Annotated in this window: 14 protein-coding genes; 7 read left to right on the plus strand and 7 right to left on the minus strand. The window is 60.3% G+C overall.

Translation table 11 applies throughout. The features are described 5' to 3' along the window. Positions 1-3: 3 nt before the first annotated feature. On the plus strand, positions 4-1,191 hold the full coding sequence (locus Sj15T_RS16090) for a TetR/AcrR family transcriptional regulator C-terminal domain-containing protein (RefSeq protein ID WP_148225641.1): 1,188 nt from the start codon (positions 4-6) through the stop codon (positions 1,189-1,191). Continuing rightward, the gene (locus tag Sj15T_RS16095) at positions 1,188-2,243 is read left to right on the plus strand and encodes a TetR/AcrR family transcriptional regulator C-terminal domain-containing protein (RefSeq protein WP_013041697.1); all 1,056 of its coding nucleotides are present in this window, start codon (positions 1,188-1,190) and stop codon (positions 2,241-2,243) included. The genes Sj15T_RS16090 and Sj15T_RS16095 overlap by 4 nt, the downstream gene beginning before the upstream one ends. A gap of 170 nt (positions 2,244-2,413) precedes the next feature. Here Sj15T_RS16095 and Sj15T_RS16100 read toward each other — a convergent pair whose 3' ends face one another. Next, a complete protein-coding gene (locus Sj15T_RS16100) occupies positions 2,414-3,169 on the minus strand; it encodes a CerR family C-terminal domain-containing protein (RefSeq protein WP_148225640.1) in 756 nt (251 codons plus the stop codon). Positions 3,170-3,280: 111 nt separating this feature from the next. Here Sj15T_RS16100 and Sj15T_RS16105 point away from each other — a divergent pair, with 111 nt between their 5' ends. Continuing rightward, complete coding sequence (locus tag Sj15T_RS16105) at positions 3,281-3,949, plus strand: TetR/AcrR family transcriptional regulator C-terminal domain-containing protein (RefSeq protein ID WP_193746229.1); 669 nt, start codon at positions 3,281-3,283, stop codon at positions 3,947-3,949. Positions 3,950-3,983: 34 nt separating this feature from the next. On the opposite strand, the gene Sj15T_RS16110 is transcribed toward Sj15T_RS16105, so the two are convergent. Beyond that, positions 3,984-5,348 carry a transposase gene (locus Sj15T_RS16110; RefSeq protein WP_013039168.1) on the minus strand — a complete coding sequence of 455 codons (1,365 nt, stop codon included), beginning with the start codon at positions 5,346-5,348 and terminating at the stop codon, positions 3,984-3,986. Positions 5,349-5,353: 5 nt separating this feature from the next. Then, the gene (locus Sj15T_RS16115) at positions 5,354-5,767 is read right to left on the minus strand and encodes a hypothetical protein (protein ID WP_148225638.1); all 414 of its coding nucleotides are present in this window, start codon (positions 5,765-5,767) and stop codon (positions 5,354-5,356) included. 333 nt (positions 5,768-6,100) lie between these two features. On the opposite strand from Sj15T_RS16115, the gene Sj15T_RS16120 reads away from it, so the two are divergent. Together Sj15T_RS16120 and Sj15T_RS16125 are read left to right on the plus strand one after the other, a co-directional pair. Then, positions 6,101-10,960 (plus strand): autotransporter outer membrane beta-barrel domain-containing protein, encoded by a 4,860-nt coding sequence (locus tag Sj15T_RS16120; protein ID WP_193742852.1) that lies wholly within the window; start codon positions 6,101-6,103, stop codon positions 10,958-10,960. A gap of 1,160 nt (positions 10,961-12,120) precedes the next feature. Continuing rightward, on the plus strand, positions 12,121-13,305 hold the full coding sequence (locus tag Sj15T_RS16125; RefSeq protein WP_028055928.1) for a Fic/DOC family N-terminal domain-containing protein: 1,185 nt from the start codon (positions 12,121-12,123) through the stop codon (positions 13,303-13,305). 1,030 nt (positions 13,306-14,335) lie between these two features. On the opposite strand, the gene Sj15T_RS16130 is transcribed toward Sj15T_RS16125, so the two are convergent. The 3 genes from Sj15T_RS16130 to Sj15T_RS16140 form a co-directional block, all read right to left on the minus strand. Next, complete coding sequence (locus tag Sj15T_RS16130; RefSeq protein ID WP_013039124.1) at positions 14,336-15,115, minus strand: 3-hydroxybutyrate dehydrogenase; 780 nt, start codon at positions 15,113-15,115, stop codon at positions 14,336-14,338. Then, on the minus strand, positions 15,112-17,538 hold the full coding sequence (locus Sj15T_RS16135; RefSeq protein ID WP_013039125.1) for an FAD-dependent oxidoreductase: 2,427 nt from the start codon (positions 17,536-17,538) through the stop codon (positions 15,112-15,114). The genes Sj15T_RS16130 and Sj15T_RS16135 overlap by 4 nt, the downstream gene beginning before the upstream one ends. 90 nt (positions 17,539-17,628) lie before the next feature. Next, the gene (locus tag Sj15T_RS16140) at positions 17,629-18,381 is read right to left on the minus strand and encodes an acetoacetate decarboxylase (protein WP_013039126.1); all 753 of its coding nucleotides are present in this window, start codon (positions 18,379-18,381) and stop codon (positions 17,629-17,631) included. Between the two features lie 166 nt (positions 18,382-18,547). Between Sj15T_RS16140 and Sj15T_RS16145 the strand changes: the two genes are divergently transcribed. Next, complete coding sequence (locus Sj15T_RS16145; protein ID WP_013039127.1) at positions 18,548-18,922, plus strand: phasin family protein; 375 nt, start codon at positions 18,548-18,550, stop codon at positions 18,920-18,922. A gap of 864 nt (positions 18,923-19,786) precedes the next feature. After that, the gene (locus Sj15T_RS16150; protein ID WP_013039129.1) at positions 19,787-20,056 is read left to right on the plus strand and encodes an AlpA family phage regulatory protein; all 270 of its coding nucleotides are present in this window, start codon (positions 19,787-19,789) and stop codon (positions 20,054-20,056) included. Here Sj15T_RS16150 and Sj15T_RS16155 read toward each other — a convergent pair. Beyond that, positions 20,046-21,302 (minus strand): tyrosine-type recombinase/integrase, encoded by a 1,257-nt coding sequence (locus Sj15T_RS16155; protein WP_021223132.1) that lies wholly within the window; start codon positions 21,300-21,302, stop codon positions 20,046-20,048. The genes Sj15T_RS16150 and Sj15T_RS16155 overlap by 11 nt on opposite strands. Positions 21,303-21,362: the final 60 nt, after the last annotated feature.

Consider the following 21,362-nt stretch of genomic DNA (forward strand, 5'->3'; position numbering starts at 1 on the left):
GCAATGGCTGCGGACTCGGAACAGCCGCCGGGCGATCATGTCGGTGCTCCATCCGACTCGGCCTCCGACCGCCATCGGCGTTGCTACCTTTGGTGTCGCAGTCCGGTCGCGAACGACAATGAGATCGCCGCACGCAATTCCTCTGAGAGTTTCGCAGCAGGCGATGAAGAGGAAGTCGAACGGGAAGAGACGTCTGTAAGGTCCAGCGAGCTGTCATCACTCGAATGGACAGTCTTAAAGCTCGCCCTGACCGACAACTTGGCAAGCATATTGGACGAATCCAGGCTGCGCAGGTGTCTTCGAATCCTCTTTGGGACCCGACAAGCCAATCGTCTGGCGGATCCGCGTCTTGAGGCTCTTCGTCGCTTCGTCGTCCTAAGGCACCTGCGAACACCCGATGATGCTGATGAATATGACCTGATCAGACGAGCAGGATTTGAAGCCGCCCAGATCGGCGAGATAGCGCGGCACGTCACGCCGCGCGCCACAAGGCGACACGGCATCTTCTCAAGACTGTCGGCGGCGCGCCCCTCTCTATACCGGAAGGAGCATGGCATGAACGGCGAAAGGACCGAGGACTCCCCAGGCGGAAGCGGACAGCAGGATGACATGCTGCATACGCTCAGCGCGAAGCTCGACGACTCGAGCGAGACGCTCAACGGCATCGACCCCGTCCTCAAACGTGGAGGGTATTCCAAGCAGGAAATCCTCTCGGCCTTCGGTAGCATCGACGATCTCCTCGTCACGATCGCGGAGCGCAAGGCAGCCTTGCTCTCCGATCCTCTCGTCAACTGCGGGCAGATCATCGACGTGGAATTTGCGCGTCGTGTCCTGACGAACTTTGGCATTTTGGCATGGAAAGAATATTCCACATCCATCATCGCTCTCGTGCGCTTGATGGTCGCTGAAGGGGCGCACAGCCCCGACCTGAGAAAGCGCGTCTACGAGGCCGGTCCGTCCTCAGTCGCTTTCGAACTCTGCCAGTTCTTCGCCAAGGCGCATAGAGCAGGCGTCCTCAACGTTCCGCAGGCCGGTCTGGCCGCCGAGCAATTGCTCGGCATGCTCAGAGAGCCGCTTTATGAGGCGCTTGTGCTGAATCCCGCCGCCGCCTCTGCATGCGACGGTTCCGGAGCGGTCGCAGCGAGCGTGGACCTCATTCTAGACGGCTGCAAGCGGAGGCGGGCGCCGTGATCCCAAGCGACGAAACCGCGCAGGTACGAGCCGCCCGATTTCGGCGCCGGGACCATCCTACCCTCCATCAGAAGGCGGTACCAGGCGTCCCCCGCGACCTTGCCAACAGCATCGACGAGAACGGCTCCCTCGTTACCGTTCCGCCCGTAGACTGGATCGTCTGCTTCGTTCCCGGGCTTCAGTCGCAGTGGTGGCACCGCTTCGTGCTCAGCAAACACAAGCACGTCTATGCAATGCGACCAACAAGCACCGGAAGCTGGCTCCTCGTTGAGCCGTGGTGGACGCGCATGATGGTGACAATTCTGCCGCCCGCAGACGCCGTCAAGTTCCTGCGCTGGGGCGGCACCGGCGACATTCTCAGGGTTCGTGAAGCGGTGCCCGGACACGCCAGCCAACTCCGCGGCTGGTCGAATTGCGCCGTTCTCACTGCATTCGTCCTCGGCCGCCGGAGCTGGACCTGGACACCCCACGGGCTCTTCCGCCGCCTGCTTAGAGAGACGTCAACCCGTCGCGAGAATGTCGAAGATCTCCTCGTCGAGCAATTCACGAGAGTCATCAGCCAGCATTCCGCCGACGCGCTCGCCGTGAGCGCGGATCAGCTATCGCTTCCTTTAGAGGAGCTTCTGACGATCATCGGGCGCAACCTGCTCGAGGCGATGATGACTCCCTCGCTTATCGAGGTCTGCTACACTGCCATCCTTGAGGCGGAGCGTTATCCCGCCGCTACACGAGTCTACGCGGAACACGGCCCCAAACGCGCAATCGCTGTCGTATCCAGGATTTTGGACAGGGCCGTCTGCGACGGCCACATTGATCTCGTCGACTGCGAAGCCGGCGCCCGGCGGTTCCTCGCGATGCTCCGTGGAGACGTCCATTTGCAAGCTGTCCTTCAGATCGGCCGGATTCCGACGCCTGCTGAACTCGATCTGAGGGCGCGCACGACTGTAAAGAGATTCGTCCGCGGCGCGCGCGATGATCGCGCGACAAGTCGTGACACGGACGGCAGAGAGCGAGGTGCAATGTCATGCAGGTCGGAACAAGATCGAGCGTGACCAAACTCATGAAGAGGCGCACACCTAATCCAACGCATCCATCAGCGCGCGGACGACCTCAGAACCATTCTGAAGGCGCGATCTATCTCGAGCATGACCGCTCTCCCGGCGAAGGCGGCGCAATCGACGGCCGGTTAAATGGAAGAATGGAAGCGGGCTCGTATAGCGATTTAAGCCAGCAGGGTTGCTCTACAAATCCGGCGCACAAATTGTTCGATAGCGTCCGCATTCTCCGACTTCGTCGGATCGAGGCCGGTCATACGCTGCAGCATCTCAGGTGCCGTACGGAACATCCGCACCTGGCTGAGGATTGTAAAGGCCTTTAGGCGAATTTCGGTGCTGCTCCATAGCCCCCGGCCGAGCTGCGCCATTACGTCAATCAGCCGGTCGCCCACACGCTCCAATACGGCGGAGTAGAGAATATCGAACGCATCCGTCGGCTCCAGTTGTTCGCGCAAAATGAATCTCGCCCACGGCGCACTTTGGTCATCCAGCATCAGATGAAGGAGATCGACGACGAGTTCATCGATCTTCTCGATAGCTGCCTCTCCGTCCAGTTCGCCGTCCAGGCTTGCCCTCTCTAGGGTTGGAGCAAGCACACGCTCACAGCGCTCTGCAATGTGATAGGCCGCAGCGAGGTAGATGCCTTCCTTTCCGCCATAGTGATAGGTAATCGACGACATCGCAGTTCCGGCAGCCGCCGCGATCGCTCGCGTACTAGCACCGCAAATCCCGTGCCGTCCGAACTGATCAATTGCTGCATCCAGCACGCGATCACCACATGAAGGCGTCAACCCACGCTTCGGCATAGCCAGTCCAATAAACCTGGAAACCGATAAGCTCAATCTCGCGCGCGCCCCCGTCGCGCGGGAAATTTCGACGTGCGCCCGCCAGCACGGCAAGCTGGCACGAAACGAAATGTGCATCCCGCCGCTCGCTTCATATTGACCGAGTGTTCCGCTATGGAACCCACTACGCTGTCAACCGAACCGTTCGGTATGACACGAATCCCAGAGCCAGTGGCTTGGAGCGGAGCTATGTCGGGCAGAGAAAACGCAGGAATGACGATGGCGAGCCAGCAATCCAGCGATAAACGCACGCACATTCTCAATGTCGCGGGAAGATTGTTTCTCGAGAACGGTTTCGCTGGTACATCGATGGGCGATATCGCGAAAGCAGGGGCCGGCTCGAAAGGCACGCTCTACACCTACTTCGATAGCAAGGAGCAGATGTTCGACGAGTTCATGCACTCGGAAATCGAGGCGCGGGCGAACCTCGTCTTTGAGCTGCCAGAACATACCGAAAATCCGGCCGCGGCTCTACGCGAGCTAGGTGTCAGATATTTGAAGCTGACCACTCATCCGACCGTCTCGGCGATCCTGCGCCTAGTCATCGCAGAGGCAAGCCGGTTCCCGAAGATTGGAAAGCTATTCTACGATGGCGGCCCGAAGGCCGCACACGATAAGCTCACAGCTTTCCTGCATCGTTGCGTCGAGCAAGGTCACTTCGCGATTCCAGATGTCTCACTCGCAGCGTCTCAGTTCGTTCGCCTTTGCCAGGCGGATATCTGGCTCGAGTTTCTGCTCTGTGTCCGCGAGGCCCCGGATAGCGGCGAAATCAACTACTTGGTCGACTCAGCAGTTGAGGCGTTCGCGGCCGCTTACGGCCGGAGATCAGGAGCATCCGCGCCGCAGTCGCATCAATAGGCATCACCTAGCAGCGCGGTGACGAAGTCGGTTTTCAGCCGGGTCTGTCAGCGCCTTCAGGGGTAAAAACGATGAGGAGCATGGCCCTTTCTCCGTCGAACTCGGCGACGAGGGCGATGACGAGCGCAACATCGGTCTGAACTACGAACAAGAATGCCTTGGATGCGCCCCTGGCGCCCCTCGGAGTGCCGCAACCGAACAGGGCGCGCATGAGAATGCCAAGATTGAACCCGGCGACGTGGATCAAATAACGCTTGTGAACATTCTCGCGCCCGCGCAGCCACGCGCGGCGCATGCCGCCGCGATCCAGGACGTGGGCAAAGCTACGCTCGACCATCTCACCACGCTTGCGCATCGCCTTGCGTCCGACGGCGGATTTCAGGCGAGACCGATTGGCGTAGACGGCCTTCTGGGCAGCCTCGTCGCCGTGCCAGCGCAGATATCCATTCGGCGGTGCCGGCTCGGCGATGCGCGTCTTCCAGATGTCGCCGTCGAGACCCTTGAGGAGCTCGCGCGAATGATAGCCTTTATCGGTCACAAGATCGCAGGGATCCCCGGACGTCGGCGCCAGGCCAATGTCGGCGAGGTTGCGTGCTGCCGTCTCCAGCGTGGCGTCGAGCGTTGTCGTGTCGCCCTTGTCGGCCGGGTGGATCGGCGCTGCCACGATAACACCCGTGTCGAGATCGACCGCGTGTTCGGGCTTGTAGGCCAGACGCGTCGAGCCGTTCTTCATCCGCGCGACCTTCGCGTCGGGATCGGTCTTGCTCGCCCAGTCCGCATTCGACAGCTTCTTGCCCTTGCGTTTGCGATCGAGCCGGACAAGGTCGTCGATCGTCGGCGTGTCGATGCCGCTCTCTTGCGCCATGCGCACCAGCATCTCGCGGTAGGTCTCGCCATTGTCACGCCGCACGATGGTACGCAGCGCGGCGTTCGCCTCCATGGTCGAGCCATCGACGCCGATCCGCTCGCCTTTCACCAGATCGTGCCCGGCGACGAGGGCCAGTACCCAGCCGAAGATCTGGTCATGTACCTCGTGCGGCAGGCGGCTCCGCGTCTTCGACAACCAGCTATGATCAGGGACCTTGTCGCGGCTCGACAGTCGCAGGAACTCCCGCAGCGACAGCGAATCCGAACAGCGCCAGACAATCCCGCGTTCGCTGTCGATGCCCTCGAAATAGCCGATCAGCAGCATGCGGAAATAGCGGCCCGGCGGCAGCGACGGGGCTCCCATCCGCGGCGCATAATAGGGCTTGCACGTCTTCTCGACAAAGCCATCGAAGCCCGCCTCGGCCAGCAGCTTCTGGAGCTTGTCGTAGAAAACATGCCCCGGTGAACGCGGTATCTCCGCCCACGTCACGATCAAATCGGACTGGACCTCGCTATCACGCCCCATCGCCATCGCCGCTAACCCGCCAGACAATCCCACTGCCGCACTGAATCAGCCACCGCCGACTTCGTCAACGGCCTGTTAGCGGTGATCTCGGATACTGGAGATGGCAGCCGCAACGCTCCAGTTTCGCAGGTGGAAAATGCGTCTGGGAATGTGGCCTTGAGCTTGGCGACACTTCGGTCTGATAGCGAATAGCCGACGGTAGGATTAGGATAGATCCGGGTTAGGGTAGAGGGCGCCAGGCCAGAACGGCGTGCAATCTGGCTTGCTGAAAACCCGGTTTCCTTGACCAGGCAGCCAACCAGGTTGCGGGCTCTATCCTGATCCCATTCATCGACAAAAGACATGTGTTTGCGCCCGCATTTTTTTAGCGCGACATTCGACGGCGGCCGGTTGATCCGGGCGCCCTCCCGCCGCACCTGCATCATTATGCGCTTCCGACGCATCGGCGCAAATAATAATAGCGCAAATAAGCAAGCGCATATTTGCGCAAACTTTTACAAAATGGCGCACCTGCGCAGCGGATCAAGCTTGCATACGACCAGTTCTGTCATTTTATACGCCATTGCGCTGCAAAAAAGATTTGCGCGGTTTGCTTTCAGTGAATAGGTGTTTGCGAATGTTGCGCACATTTGCGCAACGGCAGGTGTTTGGGGGCGTTCCAAACAGTATCGATGCACGGCCGATTGCGTCCGTACAGCGCTGCTGCTCGTCGTTCACCACCCAATCCACCTGAGAAGCGCAGGCAATAGGGGTTTTGAATGAATAAGAATTCGAGGTTCAACCGGATGCTGCTGTTGTCAGCTTCCATACCGGCGGCGGCATTGCTCGCAAACGCCGGTGGCGCGTTGGCGGCTCCCGCCACCGTGAACGTACCGAGCGGCGCAGGGACCGGCGCGGCCGTGAACGCCGACATTGCCACGGCCATTACGACGCCGGCCAATCCTGATCTGACGGTAACGATCGCGAACGGCGCGGACATCAGCGGCGCGAATATCGGTTATGATTTCGTTGCGGGCGGCTTTGCTGCAGGCGAGGGCGATGGCGCGGTCATCGTCAACAATGATGGCAATGTGACCGGCCTGAGCTTCGGCGGTGTCGGCGCGGCCAGTGCGTCCAACAGCTTCACGGCGACCAACAACGGCGAAGTGGCAGGCAGCATCAGCGCCTCCAACTTCGGCGGCGCAGTTTCCGTCACCAACAACAATCTGGTTGGTGGCAGCATCAACGGCTCCGCGTTCGGCAGCGTCACGCTCGCCAACGGCGTCGCGGGCCAGGTCGACAGCCTGAACGGCCAGGGTCTCGGCGCGGGCACGGTGCAGATCACCAATGATGGTGCAGTCGACGATGATGTGTTCGGCTCGGCCTCGACCGGCACCGTCGGTATCGTCAACAACGGCGACATTGCGGGCGATGTTGATGCCGTCACGACAGAAGGCGCGATCTCCATCGCGAACGCGAGCACCGGTCGCATCAGCGGCGATGTCTTTGCCGGTTCGGATCAGGGCGCGATCACCATCGCCAACAACGGTCAGGTGCTCGGTCAAACCAACGCGGTGAGCCAGGACACGGTGTTCACTTCGACGGGCCCGACCACCACGGTTTCCGGCACGACCACGACGACACAGTCGAGCTTCTCTCAGCAGACGGTCGGCGGCGATATCGACGGGACCTATGCCGGCATCAACGGCTCACTGAACTTCGGCACGGGTAATGACGGCAGCGTCAGCCAGTTCACCGGGGGGAACAGCACGGCCACGGTGAGCGGAGCGGTCTATGGCGATCTCTCTTCGACCGCCCAGGGCTTCTCGACCACTGGCGAAAACGTCTCGGTTGTCACCGACTCGCGCGATGCCGCAGGCACCGGTTCCGTCATCAGCAGCAGCACCAACACGCAGCAGACGGTCGCCACCGGCGGCACGAGCACGGTGAACATCAGCGGCACGGTGGCTCCTGGCGATTCCAGCCGGAACGGTAATGTCACTTCCTTCGGCAATGCTGGCAGCAGCGTCGCTCTGAACGGTGGCAAGGTGTCGGGGAACGTCTCCTCGACCAGCCAGGGCCTGACCAGCGGTTTTGAGTTCAGCTCGGAAACGACCGACAATTATGATGCCGGCGTGTTCCAGGGCTCCAGCTCGACCAGCGGTTTCGAGTTCACGCAGAGCCAGGCTGGCGGCGACGCCTCGGTCACGCTCCAGGGAACGAGCCTGGTCGGCGGGAATGTCGACGTCAACGGTGTGACTTCCGCCACGGCGACGATTGGTTCGGCGGCGACCGTCGAACAGGATGTTTTCGTCAACAGCTTCGTGTCGGGCGACCAGTCATTCGCCTCTTCCAGCTCCAGCACCACAGACGCTGCGGGTGATGGCACGGCTGTCAGCTCCACTCTCTCCAGCTCGACAGCCGCTGCCAATGCAGGCAACGCGACGCTTGCCAATGCCGGACGAGTGGACGGCGATGCCACGGTTGGTGCGAGCTTCGGCAATGCCGCCGCCACCATCACGGGCACCGTAGGCGGTTCGGTAAGCGCTTTCGCCGGCACCACCATCGGTAGCACCGAAAATATTTCTGAGTTCACGCTTGATGGTGGCATCGGCACTCAGACCACTGCAACCTTCCGCGAGAATTCGGAAGATGTGGGCGGTACGGCTAGCGTTGTTGTCGACACGGCGGCCGCGCTGCAAGGCAAGGGCGTGCCGAGCGTCGCAGGCGATGTGAACGCTTCGGGCATCGGCGGCGCCTCGATCGCCATTGGTGCAGGCAGCGTTGTTGGCAATGCCGATCTCAGCAGCGGTGGCAATCTGTTCGCCAGCAGCCTTGGCGAAAGCATCTCGGAAGAGACCGTCACCACTTTCGCGGCTAACGGCTTCACGCCCGCCAGCCAGGTATCCACGACCAGCTTCGGTTCCGTGGGTGGCGCGGCTTCGGTCACCAACGATGGTACTGCCATTGGCGACGTGGAAGTTGAGGGCTTGACCTCTGCTTCGCTCGTCAACAACGGCGTGCTGGGCTCGGGCGGAAACCTGTTCAGTGTTTCGGCTCTGGACTCCGAAGCGAGCATCACGATCACCGACACGAATCCGACGGATGCCGGTTCGCGCACGATCGTTGCTACGGTCAATGCTTCGCCGGTCGGTGGCAATGCCAGCTTCACCAACAGCGGTGTGGCCCTGGGTAATGTCGAACTCGCCGGCCTCACTGGCGCGGTTACCAACAATGGCGTTCTCGCTGGTACGACCACCCTTGGTGAAGCGCAGTTCAGTGGCTCGGCAACGGTCAACGCGACGATCAACACCACCGACGTCAGCGTCGATCCGGTGCTGGCCTCCCAGACCTATACGATCGACCAGAATGGCGTGTCGCGCGGCTTCGTCGTGACAGGTGCCACCATCTCGCAGGATGAGGTCACCTCGGCCCTGGCCTCGCAGCTGTCTCCGTTGGTGCCGCTCGATGCCTCGCTGGTTGACCCGGCGACGTTCAACCTGACGGTGAACGGGCAGGCAGCGGTCAAGACGGCTGACATCAATGCGACGGTCAACCTCAACAACGGCTCGATCACGCTTGGCGACATTGACGCCCAGCGCGATGACAGCGGCGCTTACCTGACCAACACCACCGTCAACCTGAACGGCAGCGGCTTCCTAGGCGCGAGCGAGTTCAAGCCGACGGCTCCGGCAGTTACGAACTACAGCCCCGTGGCGCAATTGCCTGAAGAAGCTGAAGGTCTGTTCTCCCCGACTGGCGTCCGCGTGCTGGGCGTCAACGAGTTGAACAAAACCGGCACCGGCACTTTCGTCGTCACTGGCGCCGAATATGTCCCGGCGGAAGGCGCGACCCCGGCTGCCTGGACGCTCGACGTCAACAACTTCAACGTGAAGGCGGGTGAAGTTCAGCTGGATGTCGTGGGCTCGGACGACGCCGTGTTCGGCATCAAGGGCAACATCAATAATGATGCCACCCTTGTCCTTGGGCGTCGTGCACCGACCTTCGTTCAGACCGTCGGTAACAGCATCGTCACTCCGGGTCCGGAAGCGATCAAGGGCATCGAAATCCACCAGCAGGGCAACTACAACCAGAGCGCCAGCGGCACGACGGTAGTGGGTGTCAACCCCTCGCTGGTTCGTTTCGGCAACCTGTCGGTCGGCAATGCCGGTTCCTCGCCTGAGGTGTTGGGCCCGATCACCGGTGGTGTGAACGTCCCTTACTTCACCACTCCGACCAATGCCGGCGTCTTCTCGACCCCGTCTTCGGTCTCGGTGGATGGCAACCTGAACCTGGCCGGCAAGGTCGCGGTGACGGTGTCGAAGGACAGCCTCTATTCGACGGGTGACGGCTATACGCTCTTCACCTACACCGGCACCGGGGATGTCACGGCGACGGCCGCTTCATCGCTCGCTTCGCCCTTCGTCACCTTCGGCCTGAAGCATGACGCGACGGCCAAGACGGTATCGATCGAGGCGACCCGCAAGAGCTACGCCACCGGCGCGACCAATGCCAATGCGGCTTCGGCCGCAGTGGGCCTTGACAGCGCTCTGGCCGATGTCATCGCCCGGGTGAAGACCGACGCCGCTGGCGGCAACGGCTTTGCGACGGTGACGGAGATCGCCAATGCTCAGGACATCGCCAACATCGCTGCTGGGCTTGATTGGCGCCTGAACAGCGCACAGGCGGCGCAGGTTTTCAACGAGCTTTCCTCGGCTGAGATCTACGGTTCGCTTGCCGCTGTCGATCAGAACGCGGTCTTCAACACCACCGTCAACCGCCTGGCCGCTCGTCGCAGCTATGGTGAGGCGCTGGGCACCCAGCTCTGGTTCAACCCCTCGGCGAACTTCGCCAAGACGGGCGGCACCAAGTCGGGCGCGTCGAAGATCAAGACCAACAGCTATGGTGGTGCGTTCGGTATCGACGTCGCCTATCAGGACGATGGTGCCTTCGGCATCGGCTTTGGCTATGGCCAGCATGATGTGACCGCTCAGGGGTCGCCGGAAGAAGCGCAGGTTCGCACCTACACGATCGGTGCCTATGCGACCCAGGGCTTCGGCCCCTTCTACGGCAGCTTCCAGTTCGCATACGGCTTCTCGAAGTTCGAAGTCGAACGTGACCTGACCCTGCTGGCTCGCACGATCAAGGGCGACTTCAAGGGCAAGCAACTGGATGCGAGCATCGAGCTGGGCTATGACTTCGCTGCCGGCGGCAGCCTGGTTGTGACGCCCTACGGTAAGCTGGCGCTGCGTCGCTGGTCGATGAACGGCTTCACCGAAGAAGGCGGCGCGGGCATCGGCCTGCGTGTCGACGACGCATCGAAGACGGTCTTCTCGCCGGTGCTGGGTGTCAAGGCGGGAGCCCTGCTGGGTGATGCCGATGGCATCGCCTACCGTCCCTACGCCAAGGTGCAGTACAGCTTCCAGGGCAACATCGGCAGCGACCGCACGGTCCAGTATCTGGGCGGCGGCGATGCGTTCCGCCTGAAGGGTGTTGATCCGGACGGTAACGGCCTGATCGAACTGGGCGTCGATGCCTCGGTCAACAAGCGCGTCAACCTGTTCCTCTCCGGCGGTTATGGCTTCGGTGGCCACAACTCGATCGGCCAGGTTCGGGGTGGCATTAGCTTCGGCTTCTGACACAACGCACTAGCAAAGGAAGGGCGCGGCGGTTTCGGCGCGCCCTTTCGTTTGCATGCCCGCTTTGCTCTCGGGCGTGTGAGACAGGAATGTCGAGCACTGGACAGCGGCCTGGAAGAATTCTGCTGCGTCCAAATTTGTCGCGCGGCCTATTCAGATCCAGTGGAGAAGATATTGGTTCAGAATCAACGAGTAAACAGAACGTGAACAACTTTAGACAAAGCGCAGAAACGCATAAGACGCTTGCCCGTCTCCTTATGGAAAGGCTCGCACATTATGGTGTGCAGATTTTGACTAACGACAGCGGTGCGATATGTTTTTTCGTACCTTCTCCCGGCCACGTTGGTCGTCCTTGGGCAGACGGTGAATATGCGCATGGGCTAGAAGATGGTGCGATACGCGAACTGCAGCAGCTTGTCAGATCTTCGCCCCTGCTAACCGAGGCCATTTTGGAGGAAGTCGCGATTACCGGGCAGTGATCGGCTTCTGCATGAACAGCGACATTGAGGCACGTTGGACGAATGGAGGAGTGACGCAATGGCTGACGAAAAACGGAATTTGCTCGATGAGTTGATCGCCAACATCGGCCCAGAAAACTGCCGGACGAGATTGATTTCGGTCCTCCGGTTGGAAATGAAGTTGGCAGCCGACAGATCGTCGCGGAACGAATTTTGCGGGTTCTTGAATTTGCATCGTCCAATTGCGCCGATGCATCGAACTTGCATGAGTTCATGCGCCACCCCCATCCCATGCTAGGCGGCGAGTCGCCAATCGTTTGTGCGGTCTCCAGCAAGGCTGGTGCAGATCGCGTGATGAATATGTTAGGCCGCGCCGCGCACTCTGGAGGCGTTTAGGTGCCATTGGGGCAATGTCGCGGACCTTTTTGTCACTCGGCAATATCTGGACGATCAGCTATTGGTCTAAAAGGGCAAAGGAAATTATAAGAGTCTTCCCGATGGAAGGATGTTGTGATGAACGATGAAGACGTCCCTGGCGGCTAAGACCGTGATGCGTCCGGATATGTCGGAGGTGAAAGGTGCCGGCATTGAGGCAGTTTCCGGGTGAATCCCTTATTAAGCGCATTGCACGCCTTCTCTTATTGAGGTTTTTGTCATTAAAACTTACTATGGCTATGTTTTAAGGTCTTATGGTAAGGGTTAATGAACAGAAACAATCTCGCGCATGCAGTTCGCGAGCGGCTTGTCCGTTATCCTGAACCTCATGCCAGTCACTATGGTGTCGTGCCGCTTCCGCCTCCAGAATCAGCCCTGCCGCTGGGATCAGCGCAGCCCGCACATGAACGAGCGCTCGCTATGCTCGGACGTGCCGAAGCCCTCGCGGCGAGCCTGCCGGACCCCTATATTATCAGCCGTACGCTGAGCCGTCGCGAAGCAGTCGACAGCTCGGCCATTGAAGGCACGAACAGCACGCTCGACGAACTCCTGACAATCGAGGAAGAGGATGACGACGCGCGCGACGCCGCCCGTCAGGTACGGGACTATGCGCTGACCCTCGATCGCCTCCTGCCTCGTGCTGCAGCCGAGGGCATCGACATCTTTACAGTGCAGATGATCCAGGAACTCCACCACGAGGCGATGCAGCACGACCCGGAATATCCTGATTCGGCAGGGGCGCTGCGCAATATCGTGGTCTGGATCGGCGGTACGGGTCATATTTCGACATCGACCTATAATCCGGCGCCACCTGGGCAGGTGGGGGCCTGCCTTGAGGATACGGCCGCCTATATGCGCTGCGAAGGCATGCAGGCGATGACGCAGAGCCTGATCACCCGCATGGCGATTGCCCATGCGCATTTCGAAGCGGTACACCCCTTCCGAGACGGCAACGGTCGTGTTGGCCGCCTTTTGCTGCCGATGATGATGGCAGCGGAAGGGCAGGTGCCGCTCTATCTCGCACCCTATATCGCCGCAAACCGCGACGGCTATTATTCGGGCCTCAAAATCGCTCAACAACGGCTCGAATGGGGACCGCTCGTTGGCTATCTGTCCGATGCCATAACTGGAACGGTGGAAGAACTCTTCGCAACGCGGGATGGGTTGAATGCCTTGAAGGAACAGTGGCGCGGGCGAAGGAAGTTCCGATCGAACTCCGCTGCACTGCGGGCACTGGACCTCCTTAGCGACTATCCCGTCGTCACTATGAAGCGGCTGGCTCAGAAACTTGGAGTATCGCGACCGCAGGCCCTTTCCGCAATTAACCAACTGATGGAGGCAGGCATCTTGTCGGAGCGGACCGGCTACAGTCGCAACCGGATCTTTGCAGCCCAAGAAGTCCTGGCCATCGTCAACAGGCCTTTCGGCAGCAATCCTTCCGAGCGATCGTGACCCCTTGTTCGCCTTCTTTCTGCGGTAGCCAAACACCTCTGGGCGACCGGCTTTGGCCGATTCCCGAATGGCGGCTTAGCGGCAAGGGACTCAGGAAAGCTGCCATGCTCCGATGAATGTCGTGCTGCTAGCTCCAGGTTGCAGGCTGCGCGACAGATGGAATGGCAGGTCACGCTTTGTTGGATCGGATGCGAGATGATCCGGTCATCACAACTACACAGGGTTGCTGCTCATGCAGTGCACCGATGCCGAAAATGGATGAGCCGCCTCAACATGCTTCTATTCGCGGGGGGGGGCAAAAGACCGAAGCTTGTTGAGGCGGCGTCGCAATGCTGCTGAAAGCAGCGTCCGATATACTCCTGACTCTCTTTTCGGTTCCTTTTTCGGCTACTGCTTTCGGGCAATTGAATGCGTCGCTCACGATACACATCTGAGAAGTGCGACCCAAACTCGCCCCGTCTCCTTGCTGGAGAGGGGCCCTTGCGGCCGCGCTCGCGGTGCCTCGCTTCCCCCGCTGAGGCACCGCGAGGTCCATCCATCGGCGTCAAATTGAATCGACCGGAAATGCAAAAAGCCCCGCCTCAGAGAAGGCGGGGCCAGTTTGGGTCGCAATGCAGGCGAACCTGCAGAGCCACTAAACCATCGATCAGCTAGCTCGACCATATAACTAAAGTAATCATTTGGAGAAAAATTGAGTAACCTCAGTTAGTTAACATGTGGCCATCGATACAAGGATGACCTCGCCTAGGCTATCTAGGCGAGGTCATCAAGTCATGCAGCGGTATCTGCGACGAGGTAAATGCTTGATTTCACAATTAGTTCATTCGCCCAGAGAAGAAAGGTTGAGCGGATATGTTCAGAGTGCGCCCAGCTTCTTCTGCACGATGGCGCAATCGCGGCTATGTTCAACCGCGATGCTGTAAGCCTCAACGGCCTCGGTCTCTGTCTGGAATTCTTGCAATTCGCGCGTTCACAGCTAGCGTCGTGCAGCGATCGACACCCGGAGACCGGCTGAGGCATCGGAAGAACCTTATTGCATGAACCAACCGTGGCTGACGACGATGGACTGACCCGTCAGCGCGTTGCTCGGGAACCCCGCGAGGAACACCGCGGTGCGGGCGACGTCTTCGACGGTCGTGAACTCGCCATCCACAGTCTCCTTGAGCATCACCTTCTTGATCACGTCTTCCTCGCTGATCCCCAGCTCCCGTGCCTGCTCCGGGATCTGCTTTTCGACTAGGGGCGTGCGGACAAAGCCGGGGCATATCACGTTCGCGCGGACACCGTGCGCCGCGCCCTCCTTCGCAACGACCTTCGCCAGCCCGATGAGTCCATGCTTCGCCGTCACATAGGGCGCTTTCAGTACGGACGCTTCCTTGGAATGGACGGAGCCCATGTAAATGACACTGCCGCCGCCCTGGGCGTACATGTGCTTGAGGCACGCCCGCGTCGTCAGGAATGCGCCGTCGAGATGGATCGCGAGCAGCCGTTTCCAGTCCGAAAATTTGAACTCATCCAGCGGTGCGACGATCTGGATTCCTGCGTTCGAAACCAGAATGTCAACGCAGCCAAAGCGCTTTATGACGGCCTCGACGCCAGCTTCCACTTGGCGCTCGTCGGCGACATCCATCGCGACGGCCATCGCTGCCTCACCTTTGGGATCGAGCACCGCCGCCGCAGCTTCGGCCTTCTCGAGCTGGAGATCGGCGATCACGACCTTCGCCCCGTGGCGCACGAACTCGAGCGCGATGTCATTGCCGATTCCGCTTGCCGCACCTGTAATGACCGCGACCTTGCCTGACAGCATCATGGAGACTCCTTTTTGCTTTTCCGTTTCCGCGGGGTGCCAAGAACTGGCGCAGCCTGCGCAATCGTCTGGAGAACCGCGTCGGCGCCCGAGAGCGATCGGCCGGCTGCCGTGCCTGCTGCCGCTTCGGCGTGCTTGATTTCTTCGAGCGCGGAACTGGCTTTGGGCGTGGCTGACACGCCCGCCTTGCTGGTTTTGACCAGCGTCTGCTTTACTAAATCATAGCCTTCGGCTTGCAGCCGTCGGATCGATTCGTCCGAGAAGTCATAGTCGCGAGATGACGCTTCGCCCGGTCTGCGAGGGCGTTGGAACCGCGTGATCTCGTTGGTGAAGCCGTCGCCCATCAACTGAATGAAGCGGGGATGCCGCATAATCTTCGCGCGCTCGACCTGATCGATGCCCGACAGAATAATGTTGATCATGCTGCGGTACGCGTCGGTCATTTCGCGAATGCGGAGATCGCTGCGCACACGTTCGGAATAGACGACCTCGTCGCGCCGCGCGAGAACCTCGATCATGTTGGTCGGAAGCGGCGCGTCGCCCGCGAAGAGATCGACGATATAGATCCGCTTCCCGTCCGGGCCGCACCGATCGAGCACCAGATCCAGCGGCGAGTTGCTGACGATACCACCATCCCAATAGGCCGTGCCGTCCACCACCGTCCAGGAGAAGCCCGGCGGCAAGCTTCCGCTCGCCAGAACATGATCCGGCGTCAGATCGTCGATGTAGCTGTCGAAGACTTCCAACTGCGCGGTTGTCACGTTGACCGCGCCCACCAGCAGTCTGACCGGGCTGCTCTTGAGGCTCGAGAAATCGACATACTGCGCAATGAGCCTCCGCATAGGCGACGTGTCGTAATAGCCGGTCCACGGGGCCAGGAAATCGAAGGGCGGCATCCAGCGGGGCTTGAAAAACTTTGGCACGCCAAAGGCCAGGATCTGAGCCCCGACGGCGGCGCGACGCATTTCCGCAAATGGCAACGGCGGCGCGACGACTGTAAGGTCATTCCAGAATGATTGGAGCGCTTCGGTGGAGTGGCGGGGATTTCCGGCGATGATGGCGCCATTTAACGCGCCGATCGACACGCCCGCGACAATATCTGGGAAGATATGCTCTTCCTCCAGCGCGTGAACGACGCCGCACTCGAACGCACCAAGCGCGCCTCCGCCCTGCAAGACGAGCACCTTCTGCGCGGGAATGGTTTCGAGCAGGTATGCCGGATCGCCGAGTTGGTCCCGATATCGCTCAAGGTTGACCCGGTATCGGATCAGCCCCTCGGCTACCCGGATCTCGCTTGACGGGCGGCCCATGGAGAAGGCGGCCTGCGGAACGTCGTCGCGCAGATAAAAGAGCGCATAGGAACCATCCTTCAGGTCGCCTCGACTGATCCAATCCTCGGCGTTCTCCGGAATGCCAAGCATGTCGAAGCCCAACTCGCCCATTTCGCAATAGAAGTAGGAAACTTCATCGTACCGGAGCCGACGTCCGATCATATTCCGGGCGGCAAGGCGCCCCTGGCGAACAGCATTGTCCCAATGCTCAATATGGCGCCTACGCCGAAACACTGGATCGTAGAAGGACGTAACGTCGCCTGCCGCAAAGACATCCTCGGTGTTCGTGCGCAGTCTGTCGTCAACGGCGACGAAGCCATGCTCAAGCAGAATACCGCTACCATCGAGAAAACTGGTGGCCGGCATGACTCCGACGCTGACGATCACCATGTCGCACGGGATTTCGCGCCCTTTTTGCGTGCGGACCCCCGCCACGTGGCCGTCCCCGATCACCTCGACCGCCGTGTCGTCGAGCAGGATCGTCGCCCCTTTCCCTTCAGCATATCCCTGGAAGAAGGTCGAGATCGCCGGCGCTTCCAGATGCGGCAACACCCGCGTGGCGATGTCGAGCATCGTCACCTCCAGGCCCAACTCGATCAGCGAGAGCGCGATTTCCATGCCGAGGAAACTCGCACCGAGTACCACCACCTTACGGCCTGGCTGAGCCGCTTTCCGCACGACGTCGCAATCGACTTTGCGCCGAAGGTAGAAGACCCCCTCCTTATCCGCGCCCGACACGTCAAGGCGACGCGGGGCGGCGCCCGTGGCGATCAGCAGTTTGCCATACTCGAATGAGTCGCCGTCGTCTGTCCGAACCGTCCGTGACGCCGGATCGACGGCTGTCACCTCGGCGCCGAGGACGAGGCTTATGTTCTGCTGGCGATAGTAGTCGACAGGATGGACGAGGATATCGACGTCCGTCGACGTTCCGATAAGATATTGCTTCGACAGTCTGGGACGATGATATGGCGGGAATTCCTCAGCCGAGAGGATGCCGATCGTGCCAATGGCGCCCTCGCGCCGCAACGTCTCCGCCGCTGTCGCGCTGGCCAAACCGCCGCCCAGCAGCAGGAAATCGAATCTCTCACTTGCCACGGCGCGCGGCCTCGCCTCGAAAGCGCGGTCGCCGCTGGATGTCCGGGACTGAGGCGGCGTCTCGACGCTGCGTGCGCGATTGGCACCGGATCATACCCGCGGATCATCCTTCAGATAGTCATGGACGACCTCACCCAATCCCAGCGTGAGATCCGCGATGAAATGGGTTGCCGCGACAATCTCGCGCACTGGCAGCCTTGCGACGTCGGCGAGAGCGTGCGGGTAGAGATCGAGCGCGGCGGGGCCGCCCCACGCGCCCTTCAGGTCGATATCCTCAAGATGATAGCGCACCAGTTCACAGATGCGCGGCGTGCAATCGACGTGAGGGATCACCTTGAGCATGAAGTTGGGCTGCCGCATGGCCGCAAGGATCGGTTCATGATCGAGAATGACGTGCTTGTAGCCCATCGTGCCCAGGGCGCAGAGCGCGCTTCCATAGTGAAGCTTGCCAACGATCACGTCCGATTCATGGGCGATTGAAGGCGTGGCGAGCTTCTTCGGAAAGCCCCAGATTTCTCGCCCTCCGGCGATAGGCGCATCGTCGTCCAGATACATGGAGTGGACATAGCCCCCCGGCACGCCGTTGAAGCGCACCGGGATAACCTGCCCGGTCTCCGTATAGTCGCCGAACCCAGTCGAGTCCGGCATCCTGATGAACTCATAGTTCACAACCGGCTCGTCTATTTCGAGCGGTGCCGGAACCACTTCCCGCAACGCTTCTGGGTCGGTTCGGTATTTGATGACGATGTATTCGCGGTTGTAGAACCGATAGGGCGGGCGCGGGAACGCCGGGTTACATACAGGCATCGCAAACGCCCGCGACCTCACCTCATCAAAATCCATGGACAGTTCTCCTATTGAAACTGACCTGTGGCCCACATTCTGAGCTGCTTCTGCCGTCTACCGACTACTCCCCGAGATGCCCTAGAGTCAACCGAACGGTTCGGTTGACTCTAGTCGGTTGAAGGTCTACTGACATGGCCGAAACCGAAGCGACGTAGGACGAGTCATGACCGCGAACGACAGCCCTCCTGATAGCGACGTTGGCGCGCGGACGCTGGCCGCCGCGAACCTCGATCGGATGCACCAAGTCCTCGACGTGGCCATGAAGTCGGGACAGTCGTCCCTGAGTGCCGCGCGCGCAAACGGCGTGCGAGCGAGCAAGCTGGCGGTGGAAACGACTACGAAAACCATCGCCTACTCGCAGGCGACCGCCGCAGCGAGCACCGAGCATCTGACGCGCCTGATGCAGGTTCGAGATTTCAAAGAGGCGGCAGATCTTCAGGCGGAGTTCGTCCGCTCACGCCTTGCCGCGTTCCAGGACTATCTCAGGGACATCAGCAAGACGGCAGAGACCGCGCTGTTGGACCCAACCTCGGAATAGGACAGCCAGCTCGGACGCGGAGCCTTCGGGTCGCACCCTTTCCATCGCCTGAGCAGATATAAGATCGCTCGATACCAAACGGGGACCGGAGGGGCGCGAGAAGGGCCATACAATGCATGTGTGCGTCGGCCACACTCAGCGCCCGATCGCTGCGAAACGTGCTTTCCTCGTCAAAGCTATGCGCTGCTGGTGTTTAGCACGGCGGGAAACCCGGCTGGTCCAACCGCACCTCGCCCGATTACTCGCACCATGCGCCTGCGAAGTCCTCGCACCCGTCCTCGACGCGTTGTTTTCAAGCTTCGAGGCGTGCCTTGGACGTCCGGTTGTCGCAGGTCACCACCATCCTCTAGCTCGAGACGAGCTTGACCTTCTCGCGCTACTGACTCGGCCCGCCTCAGCGGACAGTCGGTTTCCGCAGTCGCCGCTCAAAACGGTCCTGCGCGTGGCACTGTGCTCCACTCGCATCATGGTTGCCTTGACCCTGCAAGAGATTGGACAACGGTAGCCGGCGCCGCCGGACATGCGCCCACGCCCGTCGTCGCGTGGCGTCCAGAGCTACGCAGCCCTTCTGCTAAAGCCGGTTCTGAGCGATGGTGCGGGCGGTCGGACTCGAACCGACATGGATTGCTCCGGCGGATTATGAAGTGAATCGTGCGTTCGACCAGGCTAAATTTCTACGGGCGGCGGCTTTTCAAACAGGGGCGAAGGCTTAGGGGTTGCTCTTAGGCGACACCTGCTCGCTGGGACTACCCGTCCGATGTGTACGCTATGCCCCGATATTACCGCACACGTTTACGCGCGGGCTTCAAAGTGGGCGATCTATCGTCTTCTATCTTCACAAAAGTAAAAACGTGGAGATAGAGTATGAGTGCTGCGCCCCATGTCGCCCGCAGGACAATTCGCCGGCAGCAGTTGCGAGAGATCGTGCCGCTTGCCGACAGCACGATCTACGACATGGAGCAGCGAGGAGAATTCCCGCAGCGCTTCTATCTTACCTCGCGCTGCGTCGTCTGGGACTTGGCAGAGGTCGAAGCCTGGCTCGACGCTCGACGCCATGCCTCTCGGGCTAGCACCGTTAAGCGCGCTCCCAGTCCCGATGTGAGATTGCGTCGTTCTCGGCCGGTCAAACACTAGGCTCGAGCTCAAGCAGCTCCATCGTGGCCGGGAGTAAGGTCGGCACATACTTCCGACCCACGACCCATGCGTCTACCAGATTGGACCACTCCTGCATCATGTGCCGGCGTTGATGCTCATACTCCGCCTTGTTGTAGACACCGCGCGAGGACCGTCCGTCCTCATGCGCCAGGCATTTCTCGATCCAGTCACTGTTGAAACCGAGCTCATTCAATAAGGTCGAGCCGGTGCGTCGAAGATCGTGAACAGTGAAGGGTTCGAGTGGCAGCCCCTCCTTCTTCGCCCTAACAACCACCGCAGTCGTAATCCGATTGAACGTCGCCCGCGACATCGGCGCGTCAGCGTCATATCTCGACGGGAGGACATAGCGCGAATTGCCCGCGCAGGTTTTCAGCGCGATGAAGATGTCGACGGCCTGCTGTGACAGGTAGACGTTGTGTGCCTTCGACCGCTTCATTCTTTCCTTGGGTATCGACCAGACGGCGTTCTCGAAATCGACCTCATCCCAAGTGGCATCCTGGAGCTCGCTCTTCCTGACCATCGTCAAGAGGAAGAGTTTCATTCCCAACCGTATGGTCGGCAGCGTCGGCACATGCTCAAGCTGACCGAGCATGACGCGGATCTCCGCCGGTGATAGCGACCGATCCTTTGGTACGAAGGTCGCGATGGACGCGGGCCCAACTTCATCCGCCGGGTTGGCGACCTTCTCACCATGCAAGACCGCGAATGCAAAGATCAGCTTCACGATATCGCGCACATGGACGGCCGTAGCCGGAGCGCCGCGATCCTTCACCTTCCCACACATCATACGGAGATCGTCGGGCGTGATCTCCGTCAGGAGCCTGTTTCGGAATATCGGCAGGATGTCGCGCTCGTAGATGGAGCGCCGCATAGCCCGCGTGCTATCGGCCATACGCGACTCTTGGAACCACTTTTCGCCGAACTCGCCGAACCGCTTCGCCTCTTTCAGTCGACGCTTGTCATGCTGCTTCTCTTGAGCAGGCGACCGTCCCTCTGAAATGGTCCGCTTCGCATCGATCAGCTTCTCGCGCGCCCTGGCAAGCGAGAGGCCGTCAGGGCCGTATCGACCGAGCGTCAGCGTCTCGCGCCGGCCGTTGAGTCGATAGTCGTACCGGAACACGATCGCACCTGATGGCTGGACCACGACGTACATACCGTCACGGTCGCTTACCTTGTACAATTTCTTCTGTGGTTTCAGTGCCTTAATTGCTGTGTCAGTAAGCATTGATGCCTCCAATTCTGTTCAAAAACAGCAGAGAGGCGCCAATTATACCGTCAGGCCGAA

Source organism: Sphingobium sp. TA15 (assembly GCF_037101235.1).
Taxonomy (GTDB): domain Bacteria; phylum Pseudomonadota; class Alphaproteobacteria; order Sphingomonadales; family Sphingomonadaceae; genus Sphingobium; species Sphingobium indicum.